The sequence below is a fragment of the Pandoraea sp. NE5 genome, assembly GCF_024363545.1.
Taxonomy (GTDB): domain Bacteria; phylum Pseudomonadota; class Gammaproteobacteria; order Burkholderiales; family Burkholderiaceae; genus Pandoraea; species Pandoraea cepalis.
On record NZ_AP025517.1, the window covers coordinates 4,109,600 to 4,131,466 of the forward strand.

Here is a 21,867-nt window from a genome sequence, read left to right on the forward strand (position 1 = left end):
GCTCACGAACGATCCTCGAGTACGTAGCCCATACCACGAACCGTGTGCAGCAGCTTGTTCTCGAATGTGCTGTCGATCTTGGCTCGCAGCCGCTTGACGGCGACATCAACGACGTTCGTGTCGCTGTCGAAGTTCATGTCCCATATCTGCGAGGTAATGAACGTTCGCGTCAGCACCTCGCCCTGGCGCTCAGCGAGCAACTGGAGCAGAGAGAATTCCTGCGCCGTGAGCTCGACCCGGAACTGCCCCCTGCGGACCCGGCGCTTGATAAGGTCGATCTCCAGATCTGCAATGAGCAGTGTGTCTCGCACGCTACGCGGCGCACGTCTCAGGAGCGATCGGATCCGCGCCAGGAATTCGGCATAGGCGAACGGTTTTGACAGGTAGTCGTCGGCGCCCAGCTCCAGACCGGTCACCTTGTCATCCACGGTGTCTCGCGCGGTCAGCAGAAGCACCGGCGTGGGCTTTTGCATCCGCAGGCGCTTGAGAACTTCGAAGCCATCCAGTTCGGGGAGCATGACGTCAAGGACGATCAGGTCGAAATCTTCGTGCAGCGCGAGGAACAGGGCGTCTTTGCCGTTGTTCGCTGTGTCGACCGTATAGCTTGCCTCCGTCAGGCCCTTCCTGAGGTAGGCGGCCATTTTGGGCTCGTCTTCGACTATAAGTATGCGCATATCAGAAATGGGCGGACACGCGGGCGATCCCGCACAGGCAGTGGGTGAGCGTCAGCCGCAAGCGAGGCATTATCCCATGCCGGACTTGGGCATCCGGCGCTCATGCCTGACCTTCGTCCCGTTCATTCGGGGCTCAACGTGCCGAGCGCCGCGACCACAGCGAGAATCGCCGTGGCCGCGTTGGCTTCGATAAAGAGGCTCCTGCGCAGCGCGGATATCGCCCCCTGGTAATCCCCGCTTTTCACCCGGATCTCGAGCAAAGGCGCCAGATGGTAGCGATTCGCTGCCGCGAGGCCAAGCATCAGGCCAAAGAGCGCCAACTTCACGACGAGCAACTGCCCATAGGCGGTGGTGAACAGACCGCTCAACGTGGGACCGACGATCATGCCGTAGTTGATCAGGCCGGTGGCGACGAGCGTCACGACGATCATGGCGCCGACGACCGCAAAACTGTTCAGCGTTCGGCTCAACAGCGCGATGCGCGCTTTCGGTGTGGAATGACTGACGCGCAGTAGCAGCCCAAAGGCCGTCAATGCGCCGACCCATCCGGCGGCGGCAATGAGGTGGAAAACGTCGGACGTGAGGTGGAGGATGCCTTTATCTCCCTCGTCCATCACCCCGTGGCCGCCCCAGGCAAGCGTAATCAGCGCAATCCCACCCGAGACGGTTGCCACAGCAAGCGCGGTCGTAGGGCGGCGTGCGAGGGCGAGCAAGGCAGCAAGACATGCCCCCAGGGCAGCGATGCGAACCAGCCACGCCGCCCCGAAGGCTGTACCGGAAATCAGCATCGAAATCGCGTGCGCCCCGATCGAAGCGTAATCGGACGCCCCGGTCATGGCTTTGCCCATCACGATCATGCTGCCGACAGACAACGCCATGCCGATGGCAACCAGCATCGCGAGCAGCGCGCGCAGCGGCCTCACGAAATACGTGGAATGTCGTTCATGGCGCCGCAATGCGTAAAGACCGAAGAGCGGCAATCCAAAAAGCAGCATGAGATCCAGGTAGAGCGCGAACCGGACGGCGATGTTGATCCAACCATCCATGCCGATCACTTCACCGTGAACATGAGCTTGCCGGTCACCGGATGCGTGTCGGAAGAAATGGCGCGCCAATCGACGCGATAGGTGCCGGCCGGCAGGGGTTGCGACGGCGCGATGACCATGACCTTGGGATCGTCGCTGCCCGACACTTTCGCGGCAACGCGCATCGGCGCATGGCTGGACATGCCCGGCATGCCCGTCATGACGAGCGCCGCGCCGGAAAATTGCGTCATCAGGTTCTCGGAAAAATGCAGCTCGATCTTTTCGGGGGAAGCGCCTTCGGCGTTGTCCTGCGGCGTCGAGGACAACAGCTTGGGATGCGCATAGGCGACGGAGGCAAGGGCCGCCGTGGTGGCGATCACCGCGAGACGAGAGGCAACGTGTCGAAGATTCATCGGTAACTCCGTGGGTAATTTGGGGGTGAGAATTAGGGGGGCGAACGTCGTGCGTCGGACGCACGAACGTCGACATCAGAACCAGGCGCGAACGCCTGCGACAAAGGACACTTCGCTGCGTCGCTGGCCCGCTTGTTCTGCGAAACGCGCCGTATTTCCGTAGCTTCGGTCCCAGTTGACGCCGATATAAGGGGCGAACTGGCGATCGAGTTCATATCGCAGACGCAAGCCGAGCGAGGTGGACGACAGGCCCGCACCGATACCCCGGCTCGCATCGTTCTTGCCGTAGATATTGATTTCCGCAGTCGGCTGAAGCACCAGGCGATTGGTAATGAGCAACTCGTACTTGCCCTCCAGCCTGGCGGCGGTCTGCCCGGCCTGCCCGACATAGGCGGTTGCCTCCACATCGAAGTTGTACAGCGCGAGTCCCTGCAGGCCTAACGCGGCCCACGTCTGGGAACGTCCCGGCTTGAAATCGTGGCGAACGCCACCGACCACATCCCACCACGGACTGATCGCATGGCCCCAAAGTGCCTGGATCTCCGCGTCCTCCAATCCATGCTCCGTCCGCTTGCCTTCCGAACGGATCCATAAGCGGTCGATATCGCCGCCCACCCAGGCGGTCCCTTCCCAATTCAGCGCGTTGCCACCGCCGGCGTGTTGCCACTCCAGTTTGTCGAACAGCACCAGGTAGTTGATCTCCGTGTCGCCCATGTCGTGCATGTGTCCGCCATGGAATACGGCGTTGCGATCCGCGTCCGTGAGCGGCGGCACCGGAGATGCGGTCGGGGTCGATGCTGTGGGTTGCATGGGTTGAATCTCCACGTCTCCCGAGGCGGCCTTATCGTGCGTGTGCGCCGGCGAGGCCACCGACTGCGCAAGGGCAGGAACGGCATGTCCGAAGGCGGCCGCCAGGCCGAAGACCACGGCGGTTCGCTTGAGGGTCCGCGGGATCGTCGATGACATCGGCTTATCCATTCGCATCATTCTTCCACGCGCACTTCGCGAAACATTCCCGTCTCCATATGGAAAAGCAGGTGGCAGTGGTAGGCCCATCGTCCAAGGGCGTCGGCCGTGACGCGATAGCTTCGCTTCGATCCGGGGGCGATGTCGATCGTGTGCTTGCGCACCATGAACTTTCCGTCCTCGTCCTCCAGATCGCTCCACATGCCATGGAGATGAATCGGGTGCGACATCATGGTGTCGTTGACCAGCACCAACCTGACCCGCTCGCCGTACTTGAGGTGAATCGGCTTCGCGTCCGCGAACTTCACGCCATCGAACGACCAGGCAAACTTCTCCATGTGGCCGGTCAGGTGCAGTTCGATCGTGCGCGTCGGTTCGCGTCCGTCGGGATCGGGAAATGCGCTCTTGAGGTCCGCATAGGTCAGCACGCGTCGTCCGTTGTTGCGCAGTCCGATCCCTGGATCCGAGAGTCGTGGCGTGGGGCTCATGGCTTGCGCATCGACCAGTGGATTTCCGTTCTCCGTTGCGGGATGCGATTGCATCGCCCCCATCGCGCCCATTCCGGACATGGCGCCGTGATCCATGCCGGACATGCTCGCCGCTGCGCTGGTGGTCGATCCCGACATGCTGTCCATGCCCGGCATTGCCGCTGGATCCGTGGCAGGCGTACCGTCCATGGTCTGCAGGGTTTCACCGCTCATGCTCGACATATCCATGCCCGGCATGGCGTTGTGATCCGTGGCAGGCGTGCCGTCCATGGTCTGTATCGCCCCGTCGCCCGTGCTCGACATGTCCATGCCGGGCATTGCGCCGTGATCCATGCCACCCATGCCCATGTCGTCCATCGTGAGCAGCGGGCGTGGGTCAGGGGAGGGCACCTCGGCCGCCATGCCCTCGCGTACGGCCAACGTGCCACGGGCATAGCCGGTGCGATCCATCGACTGTGCAAAGATTGTATAAGCCGAGGCTTTGGCGGGCTCGACGATCACGTCGTAGGTTTCCGCGACCGCGATGCGGAACTCGTCGACGCTGACCGGATTGACGTATTGACCATCGGCAGCCACGACGGTCATCTTCAGGCCGGGAATTCGCACGTCGAAATAGGTCATGGCCGACCCATTGATAAAGCGCAGGCGAATGCGCTCGCCCGGGCGAAAGATGCCCGTCCAGTTCCCGTTGGGCGCCTGGCCGTTCATCAAATACGTGTACGTGTAGGCGCTGACGTCTGCCAGATCGGTCGGGCTCATGCGCATCTCGGCCCACATCTTTCTGTCGGCGATCGTCGCGCTCCAGCCTTTGGATTTGACGTCGTGAAAGAAGTCCACGATCGTGCGCTGGTGAAAGTTGTAGTAGTTGGACTGCTTCTTGAGCTTTGCCTTGACTCGCCGCGGGTCCTCATCCGTCCAGTCGGAGAGCATGACCACGTAATCCCGCTCGTACTTGAACGGCTCGGGGTCCTTCGCGTCGATGACCAAAGGGCCATACACGCCCGTCTGCTCCTGCATGGCCGAATGACTGTGGTACCAATAGGTGCCGTGTTGCTTCACCTTGAAGCGATAGGTGAACGTTTCGCCTGCGTCGATACCGTTGAAGCTCAGCCCCGGCACCCCATCCATGTTGCTCGGCAGCAGGATGCCATGCCAGTGAATGGACGTCTGCGCCTGAAGCTTGTTCGTGACGCGCAGGGTGACGTCATCGCCTTCGCGCCAGCGCAGAATCGGGCCGGGCAGGGTGCCGTTGATCAGCGTGGCGGTTCGTGCCTGGCCGGTAATGTTGATGGGGGCCTGACCAATATCGAGATCGAACTGGGTGCCCGCGAGCACATTGGGCTGGCCCGGGCTCGAAATCGCCCAGACGGGGGGACGCCACAGTCCAAGCCCGCCAGCAAGACCGGCGGCCCCCAATCCCTTTACGAAGGTTCGTCTGCCGAAATGGGTTTGCATGTATCCGTATCCGAATGTCTCGACAACGCCATACGGCGCAATGTCCCTCAGTCGGTACCGCGGTCTTCGCCCGGTCGGTACCTTGTGGTATGGGGCAAGATTATCCGGACGTCGCCATCGATCCCATGACGGCAAAATGACGAATTTGTCATGATGGACGGCTCCGCGCGGAGGGGATGCGCGAATTCCACCGTCCGCACGGGGAAGCCTGAGCCCCGCGCGGCCAATGTCAGAGCGCCCGCCGGATCAACCTTGCCGGGCCACCCAGATCTTTTTGCGGTTCAGCAGCAGCGGAACGATACCGATGACAATGCCCCCCATGCCGACGACATTGGTGGCCCAATCGAAGGTCGGGATGCTGTAGACCGCGATGAAGAATAGGAAAAGCCCGCTTGCCACCGGCCAGATGACATGCGTCACGGCGGCCCACGGGCCCTGCGTCAACACCTTGCGGTAGTACCAGCCGCAGGCGAGTCCGGTCAGCCCAAGGTAGAAGCAGATCTGGAAGCCGATCGCGGTAATAGAATCCTGCAGAATGACGTTGATCGTCGGCAGATAAGACGACATGAACAGCAGCGCCAGCCCGATGATCCAGATAAAGAAGATCGCAACGTGGGGCGTTTGCCAACGCGGATGCAGCCGCGCATAGCGATGGTGGAGGGCGCCGTCGCGGCTCTTGGCGAAGAGCGTGCGGGTGAACTGCAGCATCTGCGTCTCGACCGTTCCCACCGTGCTCAGCAAGACCGCGATGATCGCGACGTAGCCCCAGGTCGGTCCAAACAGCTTCTCGGCAATGGCGAAGATGATATTGGTGTTGAAGTGCTGGATCTCGGCGTCCGACAGCCCCAGCAGGGCGATGACGATGAAGACAAGGAAGAACACCATCAGGAACACCATCGACCAGAACGCCGCCCGGCCGGGAATGCGGTTCGAGTCGCGCGTCTCCTCGCTGAGGTTCATGGTCACGTCCCAGCCGTAGAAGAAGAAGATCGCCACCAGGGCACCGCTGGCGAACTGCGCGGGCGTGAACGCGAGGGGCGAAAACCAATGCCACGAGAACGCGTGCTGCTGCGCGTGAGGGAACACGAAGAAGCTCGCGACGATGATCACCAGCAGGATGATGCCCTCGATGATGGTCATCACCACCTGCACGTAGCTGGTCAGCTTGACGCCCTTGACGACGATTGCACTGACGACCGTGAGCCACGCGGCTGCGATCAGCGTCACGTAGTGCACGTTGTTCATCATGGGTCGATCGAAGATGAGCAGCGTGGCATTGGCCGCTGGAATCATGGCCGACACCATGAACACGCAGCACAGCACCAGCAGCGCCCAGCCGGCAAAAAAGCCCAGCGTGCGCCCGAAGACCATGCTCACCCATGAATAGGAGGTCCCGGCACTGGCCAGCGCACGATTCATGTTGATGAACGCGTATGCGATGCCAAACATGATCAGCCCGCACACCAGGATGCTCGCCGGGGAGAGCGTGCCGGCCGTCCCGATGATGGTCGACGTCGTGATCTCGACGCTGTAGGCCGGTGCAGTGCCGGCGATGCCCATAATCACCGATTCGACGATGCCCAGCGAATCGGCGTTGAGCTTGGCGGGTTGGTCCATAAGCGTGGGGTTCTAGGCTAGGTTGACATGGATGGATCGACGTTTTACTCCATGCCGGATGTCCAAGCAAGAGGGGGATGTCATTCTTGCGTTCGCCGTTGATTTTCCAGTCCCGGCGGGTCGCAATTCGCTGTCCTGCCGGACTTGCCTGGCCTTCCTGGGGCACCCGCGGTCCACTTTGGTGCAAGGTGCGCTGAACCACGGGATGTAGGGTCGCTGTCAGAGCGTCACCGACGCCACGGCGGTGGGTCGAAGGCACGCTTTGCCGTTTCGAGAAACACCCGCTGACGGCTCGAAAGTCCGTGACGCGTTGGCACCAGCGCCATGATGGGGGCGGGCGCCAAGCGCCATTCCGGCAGTAGGCGAACCAGTTTTCCAGCGGCAATCAGTCGTGCGGCATCCCACTCGGACCGCTCCATCATGCCAAGTCCGGCGACCGCCCAATCGCTGATGACCGTGCCGTCGTTTGACGACAATGCGCCGGTCATTCGAATGGTGGCGGCCTTGCTTGCCCCCGTTCCGCGATCGTTGTTACGCATGAATCGCAAATGCGTGGCGTCTTCGTCGTTCTCGCGCAAGCATAGACATTCATACCGATCGAGCTCGGACGGATGCACGACGGCCGGCAGGCGGCGCGCAAACGCGGGAGACGCGCAGAGATATCGTTCATTGGGCGCCAGGTAATGCCCCACCCAGGAAGACGCTTTGACGTTGCCAATTGAAATGACGACATCCGCGCCTGACGCTGCGGTGAGCGGACTGTCGGCGAGCACCAGTGAAATCGAAAGGCCTTGGTGAGCCCGATGAAGCTCGCGAACCAAGGGCGCAATGTGCGCGCGACCAAAGCCAAGCGGCGCAACGATGCGCAGATTGCCGGTGAGGCTGCCGGGTTCGCCCGAAACTCGGGACGGAATTGCATCTATCCGTTCAAGGAGTTCAGACGCCTCATGCAAAAAACGCTGGCCTTCATCGGTCAGCGAGATACCTTTCGCGCCACGTACCGCAAGGCGAACGCCCAGCCGCTCCTCCACGCGCTGTAGGCGGACTGTGACCGCGGGGGGCGTCAGGTTCAGCAACCGCGCGGCGGCGGCGAGCGATCGCGACGCGCCCAAGGCACGGAACAGACGCAGATCGTCCAGATCGATCATTAAGTCACCATTAATGTCATGTTCCCTCGATATTACACAGGACAAAATCCTGGCGGCGCTCGCGATGCGAATCGGCGGCGGCCGACGGCGCGAGGTCCTGGCTGGATGGTGCGTCCATTAATATAGATTTAATGTCGAATTTACCGCGTGTTACACACCGCACCCGTTTGCTTCTTTATCTTGAGCCCATCTGAATCACTTTCCGCTTTTGAGAGGTCGGAATCATGACTCGCACCGCTACGACGATGGACAACGTTGCAATGGACAACACGCGCACGCTGTACATCAATGGCGAGTGGTTGGCGCCGGCGAATCCCCGCACGGTGCCCGTCGTCAACCCGGCGACTGGCAACGCGATTCGCCAGCTGGCGGTCGGGTCGCGCGAAGATGTCGAAAAGGCAGTTGCTGCGGCCCGAAGGGCGTTCGTCCCGTGGTCAGATACGCCGGTGGCGAAGCGCGTCGAGATCCTGGACAGAATGTATCGCCTCATTCTGGATCGTAAGGAACTGCTCGCACAGACGATCATGTCGGAAATGGGCGCAGCAATATCGTTCGCCCGTGCCTCGCACGTTCCATTTGCCGCGGAGCACATTCGTGTGGCAAGCGAAATCGCGGCTGGCTATGCTTTTCTCAAGGTTGACGGTCACACCGCCATTGCACGTGAACCCATCGGGGTATGTGCGCTGATCACCCCCTGGAACTGGCCGCTGTATCAAATTACGGCAAAGGTGGGCCCCGCGCTTGCCGCAGGATGCACGGTGATTCTCAAGCCCAGCGAGTTATCACCCCTGAACGCCGAGATATTCGCGCAGATCGCTCACGATGCCGGGGTGCCGGCGGGGGTATTCAACCTTGTGCAAGGCAGTGGCCCGGAAGTGGGCGAAGCCCTTGCGGCGCATGAGCAGGTCGACATGATCTCGATCACCGCCTCCAACCGGGCCGGCGCGCTCGTGGCGAGGGCGGCGGCAGACTCGGTCAAGCGGGTCACACTGGAGCTGGGAGGGAAGTCACCGAACGTTCTGCTACCGGATGCCGATTTTGGGCGGGTAGTGGCCTTGGGCGTCATGGCCGCGTTTCGCAACGTAGGGCAGTCGTGCAGTGCGCCCACGCGAATGATTGTCCCTCGCGATCGTCTCGCCGAAGTCGAACGCATGGCCTGCGCCACCGTTGAGTCGATGGTCGTGGGGGATCCTGGTTCGGCGCAGACAACGCTCGGGCCGATTGCAAACGAAGCACAATTTCACCGCGTACGGGCCATGATCGATGTGGGTATCGCGCAGGGTGCTAGGCTCGTCTGCGGTGGTCCCGGATTCCCGCCAGGTTTGAGCCACGGTTACTTTGTTCGGCCGACGATTTTCTCCGACGTGACGGCCGACATGCGCATCGCGCAGGAGGAGATTTTCGGGCCGGTCCTGAGCCTCATGGCGTACGACACCGTCGATGAGGCGGTTGCGATCGCGAACGATACGAAGTACGGCCTGGGTGCGCACGTCCAGAGCGAGGACCTGATGCAGGCGCGCGCGGTTGCCTCGCGTATCCGGTCGGGGCAAGTGCATATCAACCATCCGGCGTGGGACGCCCATGCCCCGTTTGGCGGCTACAAGCGCTCGGGGAACGGTCGCGAATACGGCATCCATGGGTTCGAGGAGTACCTCGAGACGAAAGCGATCCTGGGTTACGCCTGATGGCGATCGCCGAGCGCGTCGCATGCCATTCCGAATCGCGCAACGTAGGGAAGGGAATGCGGCACACGGGTCGCCCTGAGGCAAAGAGCGGCGGACAACGGAACTTCAAACAAGATATCCATGTTGCAAATCGACAGAGTCAGCGATAGTCCCGTCATGCCCACCGATGTGGACGTCGTCATCGTCGGCGGCGGCATCATTGGAACCACTGCCGCGTACGAGTTGGCGCGTCAGGGGGTGTCGGTCGCCCTGGTGGAAAAGGGCTTCATCGGCGCCGAGCAGTCTGGGCGCAACTGGGGATGGGTGCGTCAGCAAAATCGCAGGCATGACGAATTGGTCATGGCAATGCGCAGCTTGACGCGGTGGTCGGAGATCGGAAACGAGATCGGTCGCGACCTCGGTTTCCGCCGTCAGGGCAGTCTGTATGGGACGACGGCGGAGGCAGACATTGCGAAATGGGAAAAGTGGGCGGTTGGCGCAAAGGCGATGGGCTATTCGTTCGATCTTCTCTCGGCAGCGGAGCTTAAATCCCGCATTCCGACGGGGACGGCGCGGTGGGTGGGCGGCCTCTGGTCGCCGACGGACGGGTTGGCCGAACCGAGCAAGGCCGCGCCAGCCATCGCCGAGGGGGCAAAAGGACTGGGCGCCTATGTGTTGCAGACATGTGCCGCGCGAGGATTCGACATCAGCGCTGGCCGTATCGCCGGCGTGTGGACGGAGCGCGGTCTCATTCGCGCGACGACGGTCGTGTGTGCCGGAGGCGCGTGGAGTTCGCGCTTGTTGAAACGCCATGGCGTTGAGTTGCCGGTCGCCAATGTGGTGGGCACCGCGATGCGCACGTCGCAAGTCCCGGCGTTGCCCGGCGGCACATTCAACGGTCCCGGGTTTGCGTTGCGTCGTCGTCTCGATGGGGGCTACACGCTTGCCGTACCCGGCTATGGTCGTGTCGAGCTGGCCCCGCAAGGGATTCGGTACGCCTTGAAGTTCTATCAGACGTATCGCTCCGAGCTGACGAAGAAGTTGAAGATCCGCATAGGGAAGAGTTTCTTTAATGGACCCGAGGCGTCGGCAAGCTGGGCGCTTGACGACATCTCGCCGTTCGAGCGTATTCGGGTGCTGGAGCCGGCCATTGACGAAGAATGGTTGGCGCAGGCGGTCAGCAACCTGACGACCTGCTTTCCTGAAATGAAAGGGGTGCGGATATTGCAGGCGTGGGCGGGCCTCATCGATACCACGCCGGATCTCGTGCCGGTGATTTCGACCGTCGATGAAATCCCGGGCCTGATCGTCGCGTCAGGGTTCAGCGGACACGGGTTTGGCCTAGGCCCGGGGGCCGGGTTGCTCGTGTCTGAAATGGCGCAGAATAAAACGCCTTACGCCGATATCACCCCCTTCAGTCTGAATCGATTCAAGAAAGGAGGGCAGTTGCTTCGTCCGGAGATGATGTAGGGCAGCTCAGGACATCCTTCAAGCCATTCTGCGGAACCGAGTTCCATGAGGCCGAGGTTGTGCCGTCAATTCGCCAACCGGCGGGCGAGGATTGTCACTGCCAACGGCGGCGTTGGGACTTGCCAATACCGTCGCCTTCGACGCATGCTAGCCAAAACTTCTCGGTCGATCGCGAAATGGAATTGAGACAACTCCGGTATTTTGTCAGTGTGGTGGAACACGGAAGCATGGGGCGGGCCGCCTTGGACCTCGGTGTGGTCACCTCCGCATTGAGCCAGCAGATCAGCCGTCTCGAAGGGGAACTCTCGACCCGCCTGTTGCAGCGCACGTCCGCCGGCGTGGTGCCGACTGACGCCGGCATCGCCTTTTGGCGTCAGGCACAACTCGCGCTGCGCCATATCGACGACGCCGCGGTTGCCGCGCGCTCCGCCCGTCTGTCTGGACACGTGAGCGTTGGGATGGCGCCAAGCACGGCGAGCGTGCTCGGCGTCGCATTCGCGCAAGCCATGCGTGCACGATACCCCGATGTTCGGCTGCGCATCGTCGAAAGCCTCTCCGGCTATCTCGCCCCCATGCTTAGCGCGCGTCAGATCGATCTCGCGGTGCTCTTTCGCGAGGAACCCGCGCAGCGGTGGAGCGTGATGCCACTGCTCGACGAGCAGCTGTTCCTGATCGGCGCCGAGGGTCTCGATGGTATGCCGACAGGCACATCCGTGCGGCTCAAGCACCTCGGCAGGCTTGCGCTCATTCTTCCCAGCGGCACGCATGGGCTGCGCTCGCTGCTGTCGTCGGCGTTTCGACGCGCGGCTTACGAACCTAACGTGGTCGCCGAAGTGGACGGTCTCGCGCTGCTCATGGACCTGGTACAAACGGGGATGGGCGCGACGATACAGCCCGGCGCCGCGCTCGCCAGATCCGCGAACGGAATGCTGGTGAGCGTGCCCGTCGCAGAGCGCTACGCCACGCGGCCCAACATGATCGCCAGTGTCTCCGACGACGAACTGTCGCCCGCGGGTCTCGCCGCGCGCGTCGTCCTCGCCGATGTCGCGCGGCAACTCGTGCACGAAAGCCGCTGGCCCGGCGCACGTCTGCGCGCGCCGCAGTCTTCACAAACAGTGAAGACCCCTTGAGGGGACGCGACTGGCAGAACCGACTTGGCATCCCTATGATGCGTCCGAAAGGAGCCAAGTCAAATGGTCGATGTATTGGTAATTGGAGGAGGCAATGCGGCGCTATGCGCTGCGTTGATGGCGCGTGAAGCCGGCGCGTCGGTCCTGCTTCTCGAATCGGCACCGCGCGAATGGCGCGGCGGCAACTCGCAACACACGCGAAATCTGCGGTGTATGCACGACGCGCCGCAAGACGTGCTCGTGGATGCCTATACGGAAGAAGAGTTCTGGCAGGACCTGCTCAAGGTCACGGGCGGCATCACCAACGAGGCGCTTGCACGTCTGACGATCCGTGCATCGTCGTCGTGCCGGCCGTGGATGCAGCGACACGGCGTGCGTTTCCAGCCACCACTCTCCGGCGCGCTACACGTGGCACGCACGAACGCGTTCTTCATGGGGGGCGGCAAAGCGCTTGTCAACGCGTATTACCGAAGCGCGGAAGCGCTCGGCGTGGACATCCGCTACAACACCCCCGTCGAATCACTTGAACTCGATGGCGCTCGCTTCGTCGCGGCACACAGCGGTGCCGAGCGGTTCGAGGCGCGCGCTTGCGTGCTCGCCGCGGGGGGCTTCGAATCGAATCGCGCCTGGCTGCGCGACGCTTGGGGGCAGAACGAACGCGGCGAATGGCCTGCCGACAACTTCCTGATTCGTGGTACGCGCTTTAACACGGGCGTGCTGATCAAACATATGACGCAAGCCGGCGCCGATTTGATCGGCGATCCGTCGCAATCGCATTGCGTTGCCATCGATGCGCGTGCGCCGCTCTACGACGGCGGCATCTGCACACGTATTGACTGTGTGTCGCTGGGTGTCGTGGTGAATCGCGATGGCAAGCGATTTTACGACGAGGGCGAGGATTTCTGGCCCAAGCGCTATGCGATCTGGGGACGGCTCGTCGCCCATCAGCCGGGACAGATCGGCTATTCGATCATCGACTCGAAGGCGATCGGCCGATTCATGCCGCCGGTGTTTCCGGGCGTGAAGGCCGACACGCTGCCAGAACTTGCGCGTCAGTTGGGGCTGCCGGAGACGCCGTTCATGAAAACGATCACCCGCTACAACGACGCCTGTCGGATCGGCACCTTCGACCACACCGCGCTCGACGACTGCCACACCGAGGGCCTCACGCCAGCCAAGACGCACTGGGCACGCCGGATCGACACGCCGCCGTTCTACGGCTATGCGTTGCGCCCAGGCATCACGTTCACCTACCTCGGTCTGAAAACCAACGACCGGGCGCAGGTTCACTTCGGCGGCGAGGCGAGCGAGAACCTGTTCGTCGCGGGGGAAATGATGGCCGGCAACGTGCTTGGTCAGGGCTATACGGCCGGCGTTGGCATGTCGATCGGCACAGCGTTCGGACGCATTGCCGGCACGCAGGCCGCGCGCGCCGCACACAAGACAACGGAGGCTCACAGTGCAGCAGTCTGACGTGCTCACGCCCGAACGCACGCGGACCGCGTCGCCGTTCGATACCAAGGCAACCCAACACGGCGCATCGGGCAGCGCGGCGCGCGTGATTCCCATTGTGCCGTTGAGCAACAGCGAAGCCGAAGTGGCGAGGCAGATGCAGATTTGCAACGCGTGCCGCTATTGCGAGGGATTTTGCGCCGTATTTCCGGCCATGACGCGCCGTCTCGACTTCGGCAAGGCGGACGTCAACTATCTGGCGAACCTTTGCCACAACTGTGGCGCGTGCTATCACGCTTGCCAGTACGCGCCGCCGCATGAATTCGCGGTTAACGTGCCCAAATCGATGGCGCAGGTCCGCCTCGAAACGTATACCGAATATGCGTTTCCCAGGGCGTTCGGCGCGCTGTACAAGCGTAACGGCGTGACCTTGTCGGTCGCGCTGGCGGCAGGTCTCGCGCTCTTTCTGATGCTCGGGACGGCATTGCGCGGTGGTCTTTCCGCAGACGCCACGCCGGCAAACTTCTACGCGATCTTTCCGCACAACCTGCTCGCGGCAATGTTCGGCACGGTCTTTCTGTTCGCGATGCTGGCGTTGAGCGTGGGCGTTACGCGCTTCTGGCGCGACGTCTCGGCGGGAACCGCGAGCGCAAGCATGCCTGCCGCCGTCGAAGCCGCAAAGCACGCGCTGACGCTCAAGTATCTCGATGGTGGACACGGCGACGGCTGCAACGAATCGGACGATGCATTCACGCTTGCGCGACGCCGCTTCCATCACCTCACGTTCTACGGGTTCATGTTGTGTTTCGCGGCAACCGCGGTTGCAACGTTGTATCACTATGCGTTCAGTCTGGAGGCGCCATATCCCTACCTGAGTATCCCGGTGTTGCTGGGCACGGTGGGCGGCATTGGACTGTTCGTCGGGCCGGCGGGGTTGTGGTGGCTGAACCTCAGGCGCAATCCCGAACGCACTGATGCCCGTCAACGTCCGATGGACCGCGGCTTCATCGCGCTTCTGATGTTGACGAGCGTATCCGGACTCGCGTTGCTCGGGTTCCGTGCAACGCTCGCGATGCCGCCGCTGCTCGCCATCCATCTGGGCATTGTCATGGCGCTGTTCGCAACGCTGCCTTACGGAAAGTTCGCGCACGGCATTTTTCGCTCGGCGGCGTTACTTAAATCATCGATCGAGAAGCGCCAAGGCAAGACGTTAAGTCTGGGCGCGGATTAGGTCCCGCAGGGTCCCGTCGCTACCCACTAAGTACACATACCCATAATCAGGAGACACCATGACCCCCACAGAACCCATCTCCGTCAGTGGCGGCAGCTCGCGCGCGAACCGGGCCGCTGCCGTGCTACGGGTCACAAGCGGCAACTTTATCGAACAGTTCGATTTTTTTCTGTTCGGCTTCTACGCGACATCGATCTCGAAGATTTTCTTCCCGTCGACCAGCGACTTCGCGTCGTTGATGCTCACCTTCGCGGTATTTGGCGCGGGCTTTCTGATGCGTCCGCTGGGCGCAATTTTTCTCGGCGCATACATCGACAGGGTGGGGCGGCGCACCGGACTGATCGTCACGCTGTCGATCATGGCGAGCGGCACCATCCTGATCGCGTGCGTGCCAGGGTATGCGACGATCGGGCTGCTCGCGCCCGCACTTGTGCTGCTGGGACGCCTGTTACAGGGTTTTTCGGCGGGAGCGGAACTGGGGGGCGTATCCGTCTATCTGGCCGAAATGGCAACGCCCGGCAACAAGGGCTTCTACACGAGTTGGCAGTCGGCCAGTCAGCAAGTCGCGATCGTGATGGCGGCGGCGATCGGCTACGGCCTGAATCATTGGCTTTCCGAGCATCAGATTGTCGCGTGGGGTTGGCGCGTGCCGTTTTTCATCGGCTGCGCAATCGTGCCGTTCCTCTTCGTGCTGCGCCGTTCGCTGCAGGAAACCGCGGCATTCGAAGCGCGGCGGCATCGTCCGCAGGTGCGTGAAATCTTTGCGATGCTGTGTGTCAACTGGCGTATCGTCATTGGCGGCATGCTGCTCACGGCGATGACGACCACCACGTTCTATCTCATCACGGTCTATACGCCCACGTTTGGCAAGTCTGTGCTCAAACTCTCGACGTCAGACAGTCTGATGGTGACATTGCTCGCGGCCACGTCGAATTTCATCTGGCTGCCGATCGGCGGCGCGATCTCTGACCGTGTGGGGCGCAAGCCGGTTTTGCTCGCCATCTCCGTGTTGGCGATCTTCACGGCCTATCCTGCGCTTTCGTGGCTCGCCGGCGCGCCGAGCTTTGCACGCATGCTGACCGTGCTGCTGTGGTTCTCGTTCTTCTTCGGGATGTACAACGGCGCGATGGTCGCTGCGCTGACGGAAGTGATGCCCGTGGAAGTGCGGGTGGCGGGCTTCTCGCTGGCGTTCAGTCTCGCGACCGCGGTGTTCGGTGGCTTTACTCCCGCCATCTCGACGTACCTGATCCAGGTCACGCACGACAAGGCTTCACCCGGGTACTGGTTGAGTTTCGCCGCGTTCTGCGGGCTGGTTGCCACGCTCGGGCTGTACCGGCGCGGGCGAGGGCACACGGCGGCGGCCGCCACGTCAGCCTGACCCAGCGCAATGATGTCGGCGGCCGGTGCAAGACGACTGGTCGCCGTTTTGTTTGGGGCGGTCGTCATCCGAAATATGCTGCCGGAATCCGTCTGTTGTTTCTGGGGCGCTGGACGCAGTGGGGTAGGGCGCCTGCCCGTCGGAAGCAGCCGGAAGCAGCCGTTACGCGATCGGTCGGCGCGTGCGCGGTGCATGCCTTGACTTGCATCAAGGCATGTACCGCGCCGTTCGCACGGGTCACAGCATCTGCATTAACGTGTAGACGGCGGCGAACCTCAGGCTCACCCCCATCTCTTGAATATCACCAAGTTGCGCCGGGTAACGCGTCGATTGGCGCCCCCGCGTAGTACGAGCGCGCGATACGACTTGCGTGCCACCTCTGTCAGGAGCAAGTCAATGAAAAACATCGAGGTCGTCATGGGCAACGTAGTTCCGGTCGGCGTAAAAACGAATCGGCTGTGACCTTCGCGCGAAGCGAAAACGCGTTGCGGTTTCGACGTATGCCTGCGCACATGGATTCCGTCGCTATCGGGCACCAGCGCCTTACGCACGAGCGATTGCCGACACGGGGACGCTTGCAATGAGCGCACGGCACCGGCGTCTCCGGGCGCGTGACCTGGGCGCGCCGATCTTCCTCGTCACGCTAAGCCTCGCCGGCATAGGGTGGGCCTTCCGGGAAAATTTGTCGCTCTGGCGTTCCATCTCGATCATCGCGGCCTGGGCCGGAACCGGTCTGTTGGTGGGTAGCCTCGCCCTGATGGTGCGCGAGCCCCGCTGGTCTGGCATGCTGGGCGGCCTGGACACCATGTACCTCTGGCATCACCGCGCCGGCGTCATCGGCTACGTGCTGCTGCTGTGCCATCCGTTGGCGTTGGGAATGTCTGGGCTAGGGGAGTCGGCTCGTGCCGCATGGCTGGCCATTGCGCCTTGGTATCTGAGTTGGCCTGAGTGGCTCGGATGGTTCGGGCTGCTGTTTCTCATGGGGGGCCTTGCAACGACGTTCAGTCGACGCATGGGCTACCGGCGCTGGCGCGCGTTGCATTACCTCGCTGCGCTGGGTGCGATCAGCGGACTGGCGCACGTCGTTGTGATCGTTGGCGACGCTGGAGCCTTTCTCGCATTCATTGGACTGGCGACGGTAGCGCTCGCTTGGCGACTGTTGGCAACGGATCGCGGCTTGAGTGCACATCCCTATCGGGTCACACACGTTACGTCGAAGGCATTGGATACGATCGAGGCGTCGCTCGCTCCGTGCGGCGGTGCGTTACCGGTCAAGCCTGGACAATTTGTGCTTGCGGCCTTTGGCGATGGCCCCGTCTACCGCGGCTGTGGGGAATTCCATCCCTTCTCAGTCAGTGGGATCGGTCGAGGTGGCGTGCTCACTGTCGGCGTCAAAGCCCTCGGGCCGTGCACCCGACGCATCCAGTCTCTGGAGCCAGGCACGCTGGTGCGGCTGCAAGGCCCCTTCGGGCGTTTTTTGGCGGACAACGCCGAAAAGCCTCAGCTCTGGATTGCTGGCGGCATTGGCATCACGCCCTTCATGGCGGCAATCCGGAGCGGGAAGCTTGCCCGAACAACGACATTGATCTACCTGTACCGTGAAGCGCGCGATGCGGCCTTCCTCGACGAGTTGAAGTCCCGCGCCGACGTCGACCCGGATTTCGAGCTGATCGCCGAAGCCAGCGGCGAGTCGTTTCCTGATGTGTCAGCCATGTTGTCCCGGGTAAGCTGCATCGGGCAACGACAAGTGGAGATCTGTGGCCCGAAAGGGTTGGTAACGGCAGTTACGGCGAGGCTGCGCGAACTCGGTCAGCCTGCACAATCCATCCAGTTTGAGAGCTTCGACTTCCGATGATGCGCCGACTTTTCATTGTCTCCACGATGCTTTTCTTCCTCGCTCTGGGAGGATTCTGGGCGGCCAGCGTTTGGCTGCCCGACGCGCCTGCGGCGTCCCCTGCACCGGATACCCCGGCAACGACCGCGCGCGAGACAAATTACACATTATCGGAAGTCGCGCGGCATGCCACCCGCAACGACTGCTGGATGGCGATTCGTGGGCAGGTGTATGACTTTACCCGCTACGTGCCCCAGCATCCTTCGGATCCTTCTGTCTTCTTGCCATGGTGTGGCAAGGAGGCCTCACTGGCCTATCAGACGAAGACCAAGGGACGCTCGCACTCGTCCTACGCCGATCAGTTGATGATCCCATACCGAGTGGGCGCGTTGCAGCAGGCGAAGTAGGGGGGGTCTTCGGGTTGTACGTTGCCGCTTCCAGGCGTGGACATGGGCCTCGTTCGGGAACACGAACGCTTGCGAGCGGGTAAATTTGCCAGGGATATCGCCGGAGTGGCTATATTGATAGCGTTTGCGTCGCTGAAGGTTTCGGCCACCGCCTTGCACAGGTGGTACCTGGATCAGAAGGTCTTTCCCATGAAAATCGTTCGCTCTCGCCGCGTGGCGCCCGCGCTTGCCGTTTGCCTTTTGATGGCACTCAGTGCCCATGCGGTTTCGGGCAACCGGGAAAATCGCTGTGGTTGGTTGCAGAACCCGACGCCTGGCAACTGGTGGCTCGACGACAAGGACGGCAGTTGGACGCTTTCCGTGATGGGCGAGCCGCCGGTTCCGGGGTTCGACGAGATTCCCGACATGTCGACAAAGGGCTGGGTTGTCACTAACGCGGGAAGTCACGGATACGGCTGCGCGTGCGTGGATATGGAAGTCGAAAGAGGAACCGGCAAGGTCGTGCGGATCTTTGCAGCCAAGCCGCTTTCGCTGAAACGCTGCAAGGCCGATCGCGCGCTGCCAGCAGTTGGCGGACACAAAGCAGGGCACTCGAAGCTGCACAACATAACTAACAAAATCAATTACTTACCTATTTAAGGGCGGCATCAATACCCTAATTTTTGTCCAGCAATGTGAACACAATTTAAGTGCGTTTCTGTCGCGCGACAGAAAATAGGTGCAAACCGGTTGTGGACTCTGCCGTGGACAGAATATGGGTTCAATTCTGCGAACCGAGTTAGGCAATTATGCGTGGTGTGCATCGATGCTAATCCGGTCTCCTTGACTCAAAGCCTTCGTGATTAACTCGGCGCAGATTTTCCGAGGACGGCAGGAACCACGGGCGTTTATCATGAAAAGGAGCGCCCGGCGTTTCTCTCTCGTAACAGGCTCAATTTCGAGCGTATTACGAGGACCGAGAAACCATGGACATCAAACGCGCCAAGACACTCAAATCCGCCCAAATCCGACACCTGCTCCGTGTGACCGAGGCCACAAGTCGGCACCCGGAGCGTGACGCTCTCGTTCTGCTGCTCGGCTTCACCTGCGGGATGCGGATCTCCGAGATTGCCCGCATCGAAGTGGCCGACGTGCTCCAGTCCTCCGGACCGATTCGAGAAGAAGTGAGCCTGCGGGCAGCAATCACGAAAGGCTGCCGCCAGCGCTGCGTGTACCTGAGCCATCCGAAGGCGCTTGCCGCGCTCGATCGCTACATCGAATGGCGATGGGAGCGGGGCAAGGGCACAGCAATGGATCGCCAGAAGTGGCGGGGCTTAATGCCCCAGACGTCGTTGATTCTTACTCATAAGGGGAGCCGTTACGAGCTGAGCGTCAAGCGCCGGACGAACGACAGAGGAGAGCAGGTCGAATACCTGGCTGCGGACAGCTGCAGAGCTATGTCACCGGCCTGTACCGCGCGGCAGGGCTTGGGAAGGGGTACAGCAGCCACTCCGGTCGACGCACCTTTGCCAGTCGCCTTCTGGCGCAAGGGCACTCAATCGAAACCGTACAAATATTGCTCGGCCATGCTCACCTCGATCACGTTTCTCCGTACCTTGAAGTAACGGAGCGTGAATTTCTCGAAGCGATTGAGGGGCTAGAAGAAATGTTCGCCACTGATTGACGACGCCAGAGGTTTATACGTGTTGAAACGCAGGAAGATTGTGTCTATACTTGTCGATACGTAATGGAGGTAAATCATCATGGCAAAGACGGCAACACTGACTATTCAGCAATGGGGAAACAGCTTGGCTGTACGGATTCCAGCCGCAGTCGCGCGCTCTGCGCACTTTGAAGTGGGTCTTGAGGTGGAGGTGACAACCGATGAGGTTGGCGTCACCGTAAAGCCTGTCGGCCCTCGTAAGCTCACCCTTGCTGAAAAGCTCGCCAAGTTCGACCTGTCGAAGCATGGCGGAGAAGCCATGGCTGCATCCCCTGTTGGTGTGGAGGCTTTCTGATGTCGAAGGTCGCTTGGGCACCGGATCGCGGCGACATCATCTGGATCGACTGCAATCCACAAGTCGGTCGAGAAATGAAGAATATGCATCCGATGCTTGTTCTGTCGCCTAGAGCGTTTAACGAGACAACCAGCATCGTCATTGGCCTGCCTATGACGACGGCGGAGTACAACGACACCAATCCGTTCGCTATCAAGTTCAAGGGGCCGAAACACGTCACCAGTTACGTCTTGGGGCATCAGCCGAAGTCCTTCGACTGGCGGGCGCGCGGCGCCAAGCCGCATCCTTGGAAGCAAGCGCCGCAGGAGGTTTTCCTGGCCGCGTGTGAGCAATTGAACCAGATCATTTCGATCTGCGAGTGAGGAATTCCCTGGCGTGAAACGCCCCGAACCGGCCGGAAGCCGGCAATGAAATCGTAGAGGAACTACATGCGTCTGCTGCTTGCGTTGATTTTGCCTTGGATTCAATTTTTCACGATCGGGCGTCCCTTCGCGGGGATCATCTGCTTGCTTCTCCAGCTCACGATCATCGGTTGGATTCCGGCTGCGATCTGGTCTGTGTATGCGCTGAGCCAGTACAAGACCGACAAGAAAATCGAGCGCGCCTTGGCCAATCGCGGATAACGAGGAAGACTTACGATGACCAATCTCGCAGTTCTGCTGCCGCAGGTAGTGCCTGCGGCGATAAATTGGGCAGAGGAACAAGAGCGGCAGGCACTTTTAACAGGGGCGATGCTTACGCCGCAAGGTATCGCGGACGCACGCGCCGTCGGTGTTCTGGCACCCGAAAGGATTCGAGTGGTTATCGCACCAACACTGCCGTTGCCGGAGGACCCATGGTTACGGAACGTCGCGTTGAGTGCCAGTCTGCTCGGACCAGGCTTTACGGGCCTCACGTTGGGCTATGCGATTTTTATCGTTCAGGGTCATTTGGTGCGCAGGCTGCTGACGCACGAATGCCGACACGTCCACCAGTACGAAGTCGCTGGCTCGATTGCCGCGTTCCTGCCCGCATATCTCCAGCAGATCGCCACAGTTGGATATAACGCTGCGCCCTTTGAAGTCGACGCCCGAGAGCACGAGATTCATTAACCAACGGAAAAAACTCGCTTGTATCTTGAGACCGGGTCGTCATGAGGGAGGGGGTATGGCAGACTGGACTGGTTACGTGGGTGTGGTGACGGGCGTTGCAGGCATGGCGATGGGCTTCCGCGGCTACCGGCGCAGCAACCAGATCAAGGCGCTGGACCTGCGGCTGGAGCTGCGCAAGGGGCTTGCCTCTGGCGGCACTGGCTGGCGCGTCGGAGACGGTCACGCTTGACGTGCAGAACATGACGTGCGATCTGTGTCCGATAACGGTCACGAAGTCATCAAAGCGGGTGACCGGTGTCCGCACCGTCAAGGTCGATTTCGACAAGAAGACCGCCACCGTCACCTACGATCCCGACGAGGCCCAGCCGCAGGCGTTGACGCAAGCGACGGGGAACGCGGGCTATCCGTCCGCCGTTCGCAAGTGAGG

23 protein-coding genes and 1 pseudogene are annotated in these 21,867 nt (G+C 61.4%); 17 read left to right on the forward strand and 7 right to left on the reverse strand.

Annotation, left to right across the window (positions count from 1 at the left end):
- Positions 1 to 2: 2 nt before the first annotated feature.
- The 7 genes from PanNE5_RS18690 to PanNE5_RS18720 all read right to left on the reverse strand — a co-directional run bounded on the left by PanNE5_RS18690 (position 3) and on the right by PanNE5_RS18720 (position 7,786).
- The gene (locus tag PanNE5_RS18690; RefSeq protein ID WP_026132039.1) at positions 3 to 674 is read right to left on the reverse strand and encodes a heavy metal response regulator transcription factor; all 672 of its coding nucleotides are present in this window, start codon (positions 672 to 674) and stop codon (positions 3 to 5) included.
- Positions 675 to 796: 122 nt separating this feature from the next.
- Positions 797 to 1,720, reverse strand: a complete 924-nt coding sequence (copD, locus tag PanNE5_RS18695; RefSeq protein ID WP_261938596.1) for a copper homeostasis membrane protein CopD — start codon at positions 1,718 to 1,720, stop codon at positions 797 to 799.
- A 5-nt stretch (positions 1,721 to 1,725) separates the two neighbouring features.
- Positions 1,726 to 2,112, reverse strand: coding sequence for a copper homeostasis periplasmic binding protein CopC (gene copC, locus PanNE5_RS18700; protein WP_150549852.1), 387 nt, complete (start codon positions 2,110 to 2,112; stop codon positions 1,726 to 1,728).
- Between the two features lie 75 nt (positions 2,113 to 2,187).
- Positions 2,188 to 3,078: a copper resistance protein B gene (locus tag PanNE5_RS18705; protein ID WP_261938597.1), complete on the reverse strand. Its 891-nt coding sequence runs from the start codon at positions 3,076 to 3,078 to the stop codon at positions 2,188 to 2,190.
- Between the two features lie 17 nt (positions 3,079 to 3,095).
- On the reverse strand, positions 3,096 to 5,021 hold the full coding sequence (locus tag PanNE5_RS18710; protein WP_261938598.1) for a copper resistance system multicopper oxidase: 1,926 nt from the start codon (positions 5,019 to 5,021) through the stop codon (positions 3,096 to 3,098).
- Positions 5,022 to 5,267: 246 nt separating this feature from the next.
- Positions 5,268 to 6,638 carry an APC family permease gene (locus PanNE5_RS18715; RefSeq protein ID WP_261938599.1) on the reverse strand — a complete coding sequence of 457 codons (1,371 nt, stop codon included), beginning with the start codon at positions 6,636 to 6,638 and terminating at the stop codon, positions 5,268 to 5,270.
- 227 nt (positions 6,639 to 6,865) lie between these two features.
- Positions 6,866 to 7,786: a LysR family transcriptional regulator gene (locus PanNE5_RS18720; RefSeq protein WP_150608255.1), complete on the reverse strand. Its 921-nt coding sequence runs from the start codon at positions 7,784 to 7,786 to the stop codon at positions 6,866 to 6,868.
- Positions 7,787 to 8,010: 224 nt separating this feature from the next.
- Here PanNE5_RS18720 and PanNE5_RS18725 point away from each other — a divergent pair, with 224 nt between their 5' ends.
- The 17 genes and pseudogenes from PanNE5_RS18725 to PanNE5_RS18805 all read left to right on the forward strand — a co-directional run bounded on the left by PanNE5_RS18725 (position 8,011) and on the right by PanNE5_RS18805 (position 21,865).
- On the forward strand, positions 8,011 to 9,471 hold the full coding sequence (locus PanNE5_RS18725; RefSeq protein WP_261938600.1) for an aldehyde dehydrogenase family protein: 1,461 nt from the start codon (positions 8,011 to 8,013) through the stop codon (positions 9,469 to 9,471).
- A 120-nt stretch (positions 9,472 to 9,591) separates the two neighbouring features.
- The gene (locus PanNE5_RS18730) at positions 9,592 to 10,920 is read left to right on the forward strand and encodes an NAD(P)/FAD-dependent oxidoreductase (RefSeq protein WP_017234482.1); all 1,329 of its coding nucleotides are present in this window, start codon (positions 9,592 to 9,594) and stop codon (positions 10,918 to 10,920) included.
- 176 nt (positions 10,921 to 11,096) lie between these two features.
- Positions 11,097 to 12,050, forward strand: coding sequence for a LysR family transcriptional regulator (locus PanNE5_RS18735; RefSeq protein WP_026132041.1), 954 nt, complete (start codon positions 11,097 to 11,099; stop codon positions 12,048 to 12,050).
- Positions 12,051 to 12,113: 63 nt separating this feature from the next.
- Entirely contained in the window at positions 12,114 to 13,523 is a 1,410-nt protein-coding gene (gene tcuA / locus PanNE5_RS18740) for an FAD-dependent tricarballylate dehydrogenase TcuA (protein ID WP_261938601.1), read from the forward strand.
- A complete protein-coding gene (gene tcuB / locus PanNE5_RS18745; RefSeq protein WP_017234485.1) occupies positions 13,510 to 14,733 on the forward strand; it encodes a tricarballylate utilization 4Fe-4S protein TcuB in 1,224 nt (407 codons plus the stop codon). The genes tcuA and tcuB overlap by 14 nt, the downstream gene beginning before the upstream one ends.
- 58 nt (positions 14,734 to 14,791) lie before the next feature.
- A complete protein-coding gene (locus tag PanNE5_RS18750; RefSeq protein ID WP_017234486.1) occupies positions 14,792 to 16,111 on the forward strand; it encodes an MFS transporter in 1,320 nt (439 codons plus the stop codon).
- 580 nt (positions 16,112 to 16,691) lie between these two features.
- Positions 16,692 to 17,966 carry a ferric reductase-like transmembrane domain-containing protein gene (locus PanNE5_RS18755; RefSeq protein ID WP_261938602.1) on the forward strand — a complete coding sequence of 425 codons (1,275 nt, stop codon included), beginning with the start codon at positions 16,692 to 16,694 and terminating at the stop codon, positions 17,964 to 17,966.
- Positions 17,963 to 18,352, forward strand: a complete 390-nt coding sequence (locus tag PanNE5_RS18760) for a cytochrome b5 domain-containing protein (protein ID WP_017234488.1) — start codon at positions 17,963 to 17,965, stop codon at positions 18,350 to 18,352. Before PanNE5_RS18755 ends, PanNE5_RS18760 begins: the two co-directional genes overlap by 4 nt.
- 42 nt (positions 18,353 to 18,394) lie before the next feature.
- Positions 18,395 to 18,991, forward strand: a complete 597-nt coding sequence (locus PanNE5_RS18765; RefSeq protein WP_261938603.1) for a DUF4087 domain-containing protein — start codon at positions 18,395 to 18,397, stop codon at positions 18,989 to 18,991.
- 326 nt (positions 18,992 to 19,317) lie between these two features.
- Positions 19,318 to 19,566: pseudogene (locus PanNE5_RS18770) on the forward strand (tyrosine-type recombinase/integrase); the annotation flags it as partial.
- A 233-nt stretch (positions 19,567 to 19,799) separates the two neighbouring features.
- Positions 19,800 to 20,015 (forward strand): tyrosine-type recombinase/integrase, encoded by a 216-nt coding sequence (locus PanNE5_RS18775; protein WP_261939870.1) that lies wholly within the window; start codon positions 19,800 to 19,802, stop codon positions 20,013 to 20,015.
- Between the two features lie 79 nt (positions 20,016 to 20,094).
- A complete protein-coding gene (locus PanNE5_RS18780; protein WP_052654700.1) occupies positions 20,095 to 20,349 on the forward strand; it encodes an AbrB/MazE/SpoVT family DNA-binding domain-containing protein in 255 nt (84 codons plus the stop codon).
- Positions 20,349 to 20,711 (forward strand): type II toxin-antitoxin system PemK/MazF family toxin, encoded by a 363-nt coding sequence (locus tag PanNE5_RS18785; protein WP_130025955.1) that lies wholly within the window; start codon positions 20,349 to 20,351, stop codon positions 20,709 to 20,711. The genes PanNE5_RS18780 and PanNE5_RS18785 overlap by 1 nt, the downstream gene beginning before the upstream one ends.
- A 66-nt stretch (positions 20,712 to 20,777) precedes the next feature.
- Entirely contained in the window at positions 20,778 to 20,972 is a 195-nt protein-coding gene (locus tag PanNE5_RS18790) for a YqaE/Pmp3 family membrane protein (RefSeq protein ID WP_130025954.1), read from the forward strand.
- 15 nt (positions 20,973 to 20,987) lie between these two features.
- The gene (locus tag PanNE5_RS18795) at positions 20,988 to 21,440 is read left to right on the forward strand and encodes a hypothetical protein (protein ID WP_130025953.1); all 453 of its coding nucleotides are present in this window, start codon (positions 20,988 to 20,990) and stop codon (positions 21,438 to 21,440) included.
- Positions 21,441 to 21,495: 55 nt separating this feature from the next.
- Positions 21,496 to 21,669 carry a hypothetical protein gene (locus PanNE5_RS18800; protein ID WP_165385283.1) on the forward strand — a complete coding sequence of 58 codons (174 nt, stop codon included), beginning with the start codon at positions 21,496 to 21,498 and terminating at the stop codon, positions 21,667 to 21,669.
- Complete coding sequence (locus tag PanNE5_RS18805; RefSeq protein ID WP_130025952.1) at positions 21,623 to 21,865, forward strand: heavy-metal-associated domain-containing protein; 243 nt, start codon at positions 21,623 to 21,625, stop codon at positions 21,863 to 21,865. The genes PanNE5_RS18800 and PanNE5_RS18805 overlap by 47 nt, the downstream gene beginning before the upstream one ends.
- Positions 21,866 to 21,867: the final 2 nt, after the last annotated feature.

Excerpts from the sequence above, each read along its gene's own strand:
- copC (WP_150549852.1), bottom strand. The coding sequence starts at position 2,112 with ATGAATCTTCGACACGTTGCCTCTCGTCTCGCGGTGATCGCCACCACG.
- PanNE5_RS18765 (WP_261938603.1), top strand. The coding sequence starts at position 18,395 with ATGGGCCTCGTTCGGGAACACGAACGCTTGCGAGCGGGTAAATTTGCC.
- copD (WP_261938596.1), bottom strand. The coding sequence starts at position 1,720 with ATGGATGGTTGGATCAACATCGCCGTCCGGTTCGCGCTCTACCTGGAT.
- PanNE5_RS18735 (WP_026132041.1), top strand. The coding sequence starts at position 11,097 with ATGGAATTGAGACAACTCCGGTATTTTGTCAGTGTGGTGGAACACGGA.
- PanNE5_RS18790 (WP_130025954.1), top strand. The coding sequence starts at position 20,778 with ATGCGTCTGCTGCTTGCGTTGATTTTGCCTTGGATTCAATTTTTCACG.
- PanNE5_RS18710 (WP_261938598.1), bottom strand. The coding sequence starts at position 5,021 with ATGCAAACCCATTTCGGCAGACGAACCTTCGTAAAGGGATTGGGGGCC.
- PanNE5_RS18705 (WP_261938597.1), bottom strand. The coding sequence starts at position 3,078 with ATGTCATCGACGATCCCGCGGACCCTCAAGCGAACCGCCGTGGTCTTC.
- PanNE5_RS18755 (WP_261938602.1), top strand. The coding sequence starts at position 16,692 with ATGAGCGCACGGCACCGGCGTCTCCGGGCGCGTGACCTGGGCGCGCCG.
- PanNE5_RS18795 (WP_130025953.1), top strand. The coding sequence starts at position 20,988 with ATGACCAATCTCGCAGTTCTGCTGCCGCAGGTAGTGCCTGCGGCGATA.
- PanNE5_RS18780 (WP_052654700.1), top strand. The coding sequence starts at position 20,095 with ATGGCAAAGACGGCAACACTGACTATTCAGCAATGGGGAAACAGCTTG.
- PanNE5_RS18785 (WP_130025955.1), top strand. The coding sequence starts at position 20,349 with ATGTCGAAGGTCGCTTGGGCACCGGATCGCGGCGACATCATCTGGATC.
- PanNE5_RS18750 (WP_017234486.1), top strand. The coding sequence starts at position 14,792 with ATGACCCCCACAGAACCCATCTCCGTCAGTGGCGGCAGCTCGCGCGCG.
- PanNE5_RS18690 (WP_026132039.1), bottom strand. The coding sequence starts at position 674 with ATGCGCATACTTATAGTCGAAGACGAGCCCAAAATGGCCGCCTACCTC.
- tcuA (WP_261938601.1), top strand. The coding sequence starts at position 12,114 with ATGGTCGATGTATTGGTAATTGGAGGAGGCAATGCGGCGCTATGCGCT.
- PanNE5_RS18725 (WP_261938600.1), top strand. The coding sequence starts at position 8,011 with ATGACTCGCACCGCTACGACGATGGACAACGTTGCAATGGACAACACG.
- PanNE5_RS18730 (WP_017234482.1), top strand. The coding sequence starts at position 9,592 with ATGTTGCAAATCGACAGAGTCAGCGATAGTCCCGTCATGCCCACCGAT.
- PanNE5_RS18715 (WP_261938599.1), bottom strand. The coding sequence starts at position 6,638 with ATGGACCAACCCGCCAAGCTCAACGCCGATTCGCTGGGCATCGTCGAA.
- PanNE5_RS18720 (WP_150608255.1), bottom strand. The coding sequence starts at position 7,786 with ATGATCGATCTGGACGATCTGCGTCTGTTCCGTGCCTTGGGCGCGTCG.
- PanNE5_RS18760 (WP_017234488.1), top strand. The coding sequence starts at position 17,963 with ATGATGCGCCGACTTTTCATTGTCTCCACGATGCTTTTCTTCCTCGCT.
- PanNE5_RS18800 (WP_165385283.1), top strand. The coding sequence starts at position 21,496 with ATGGCAGACTGGACTGGTTACGTGGGTGTGGTGACGGGCGTTGCAGGC.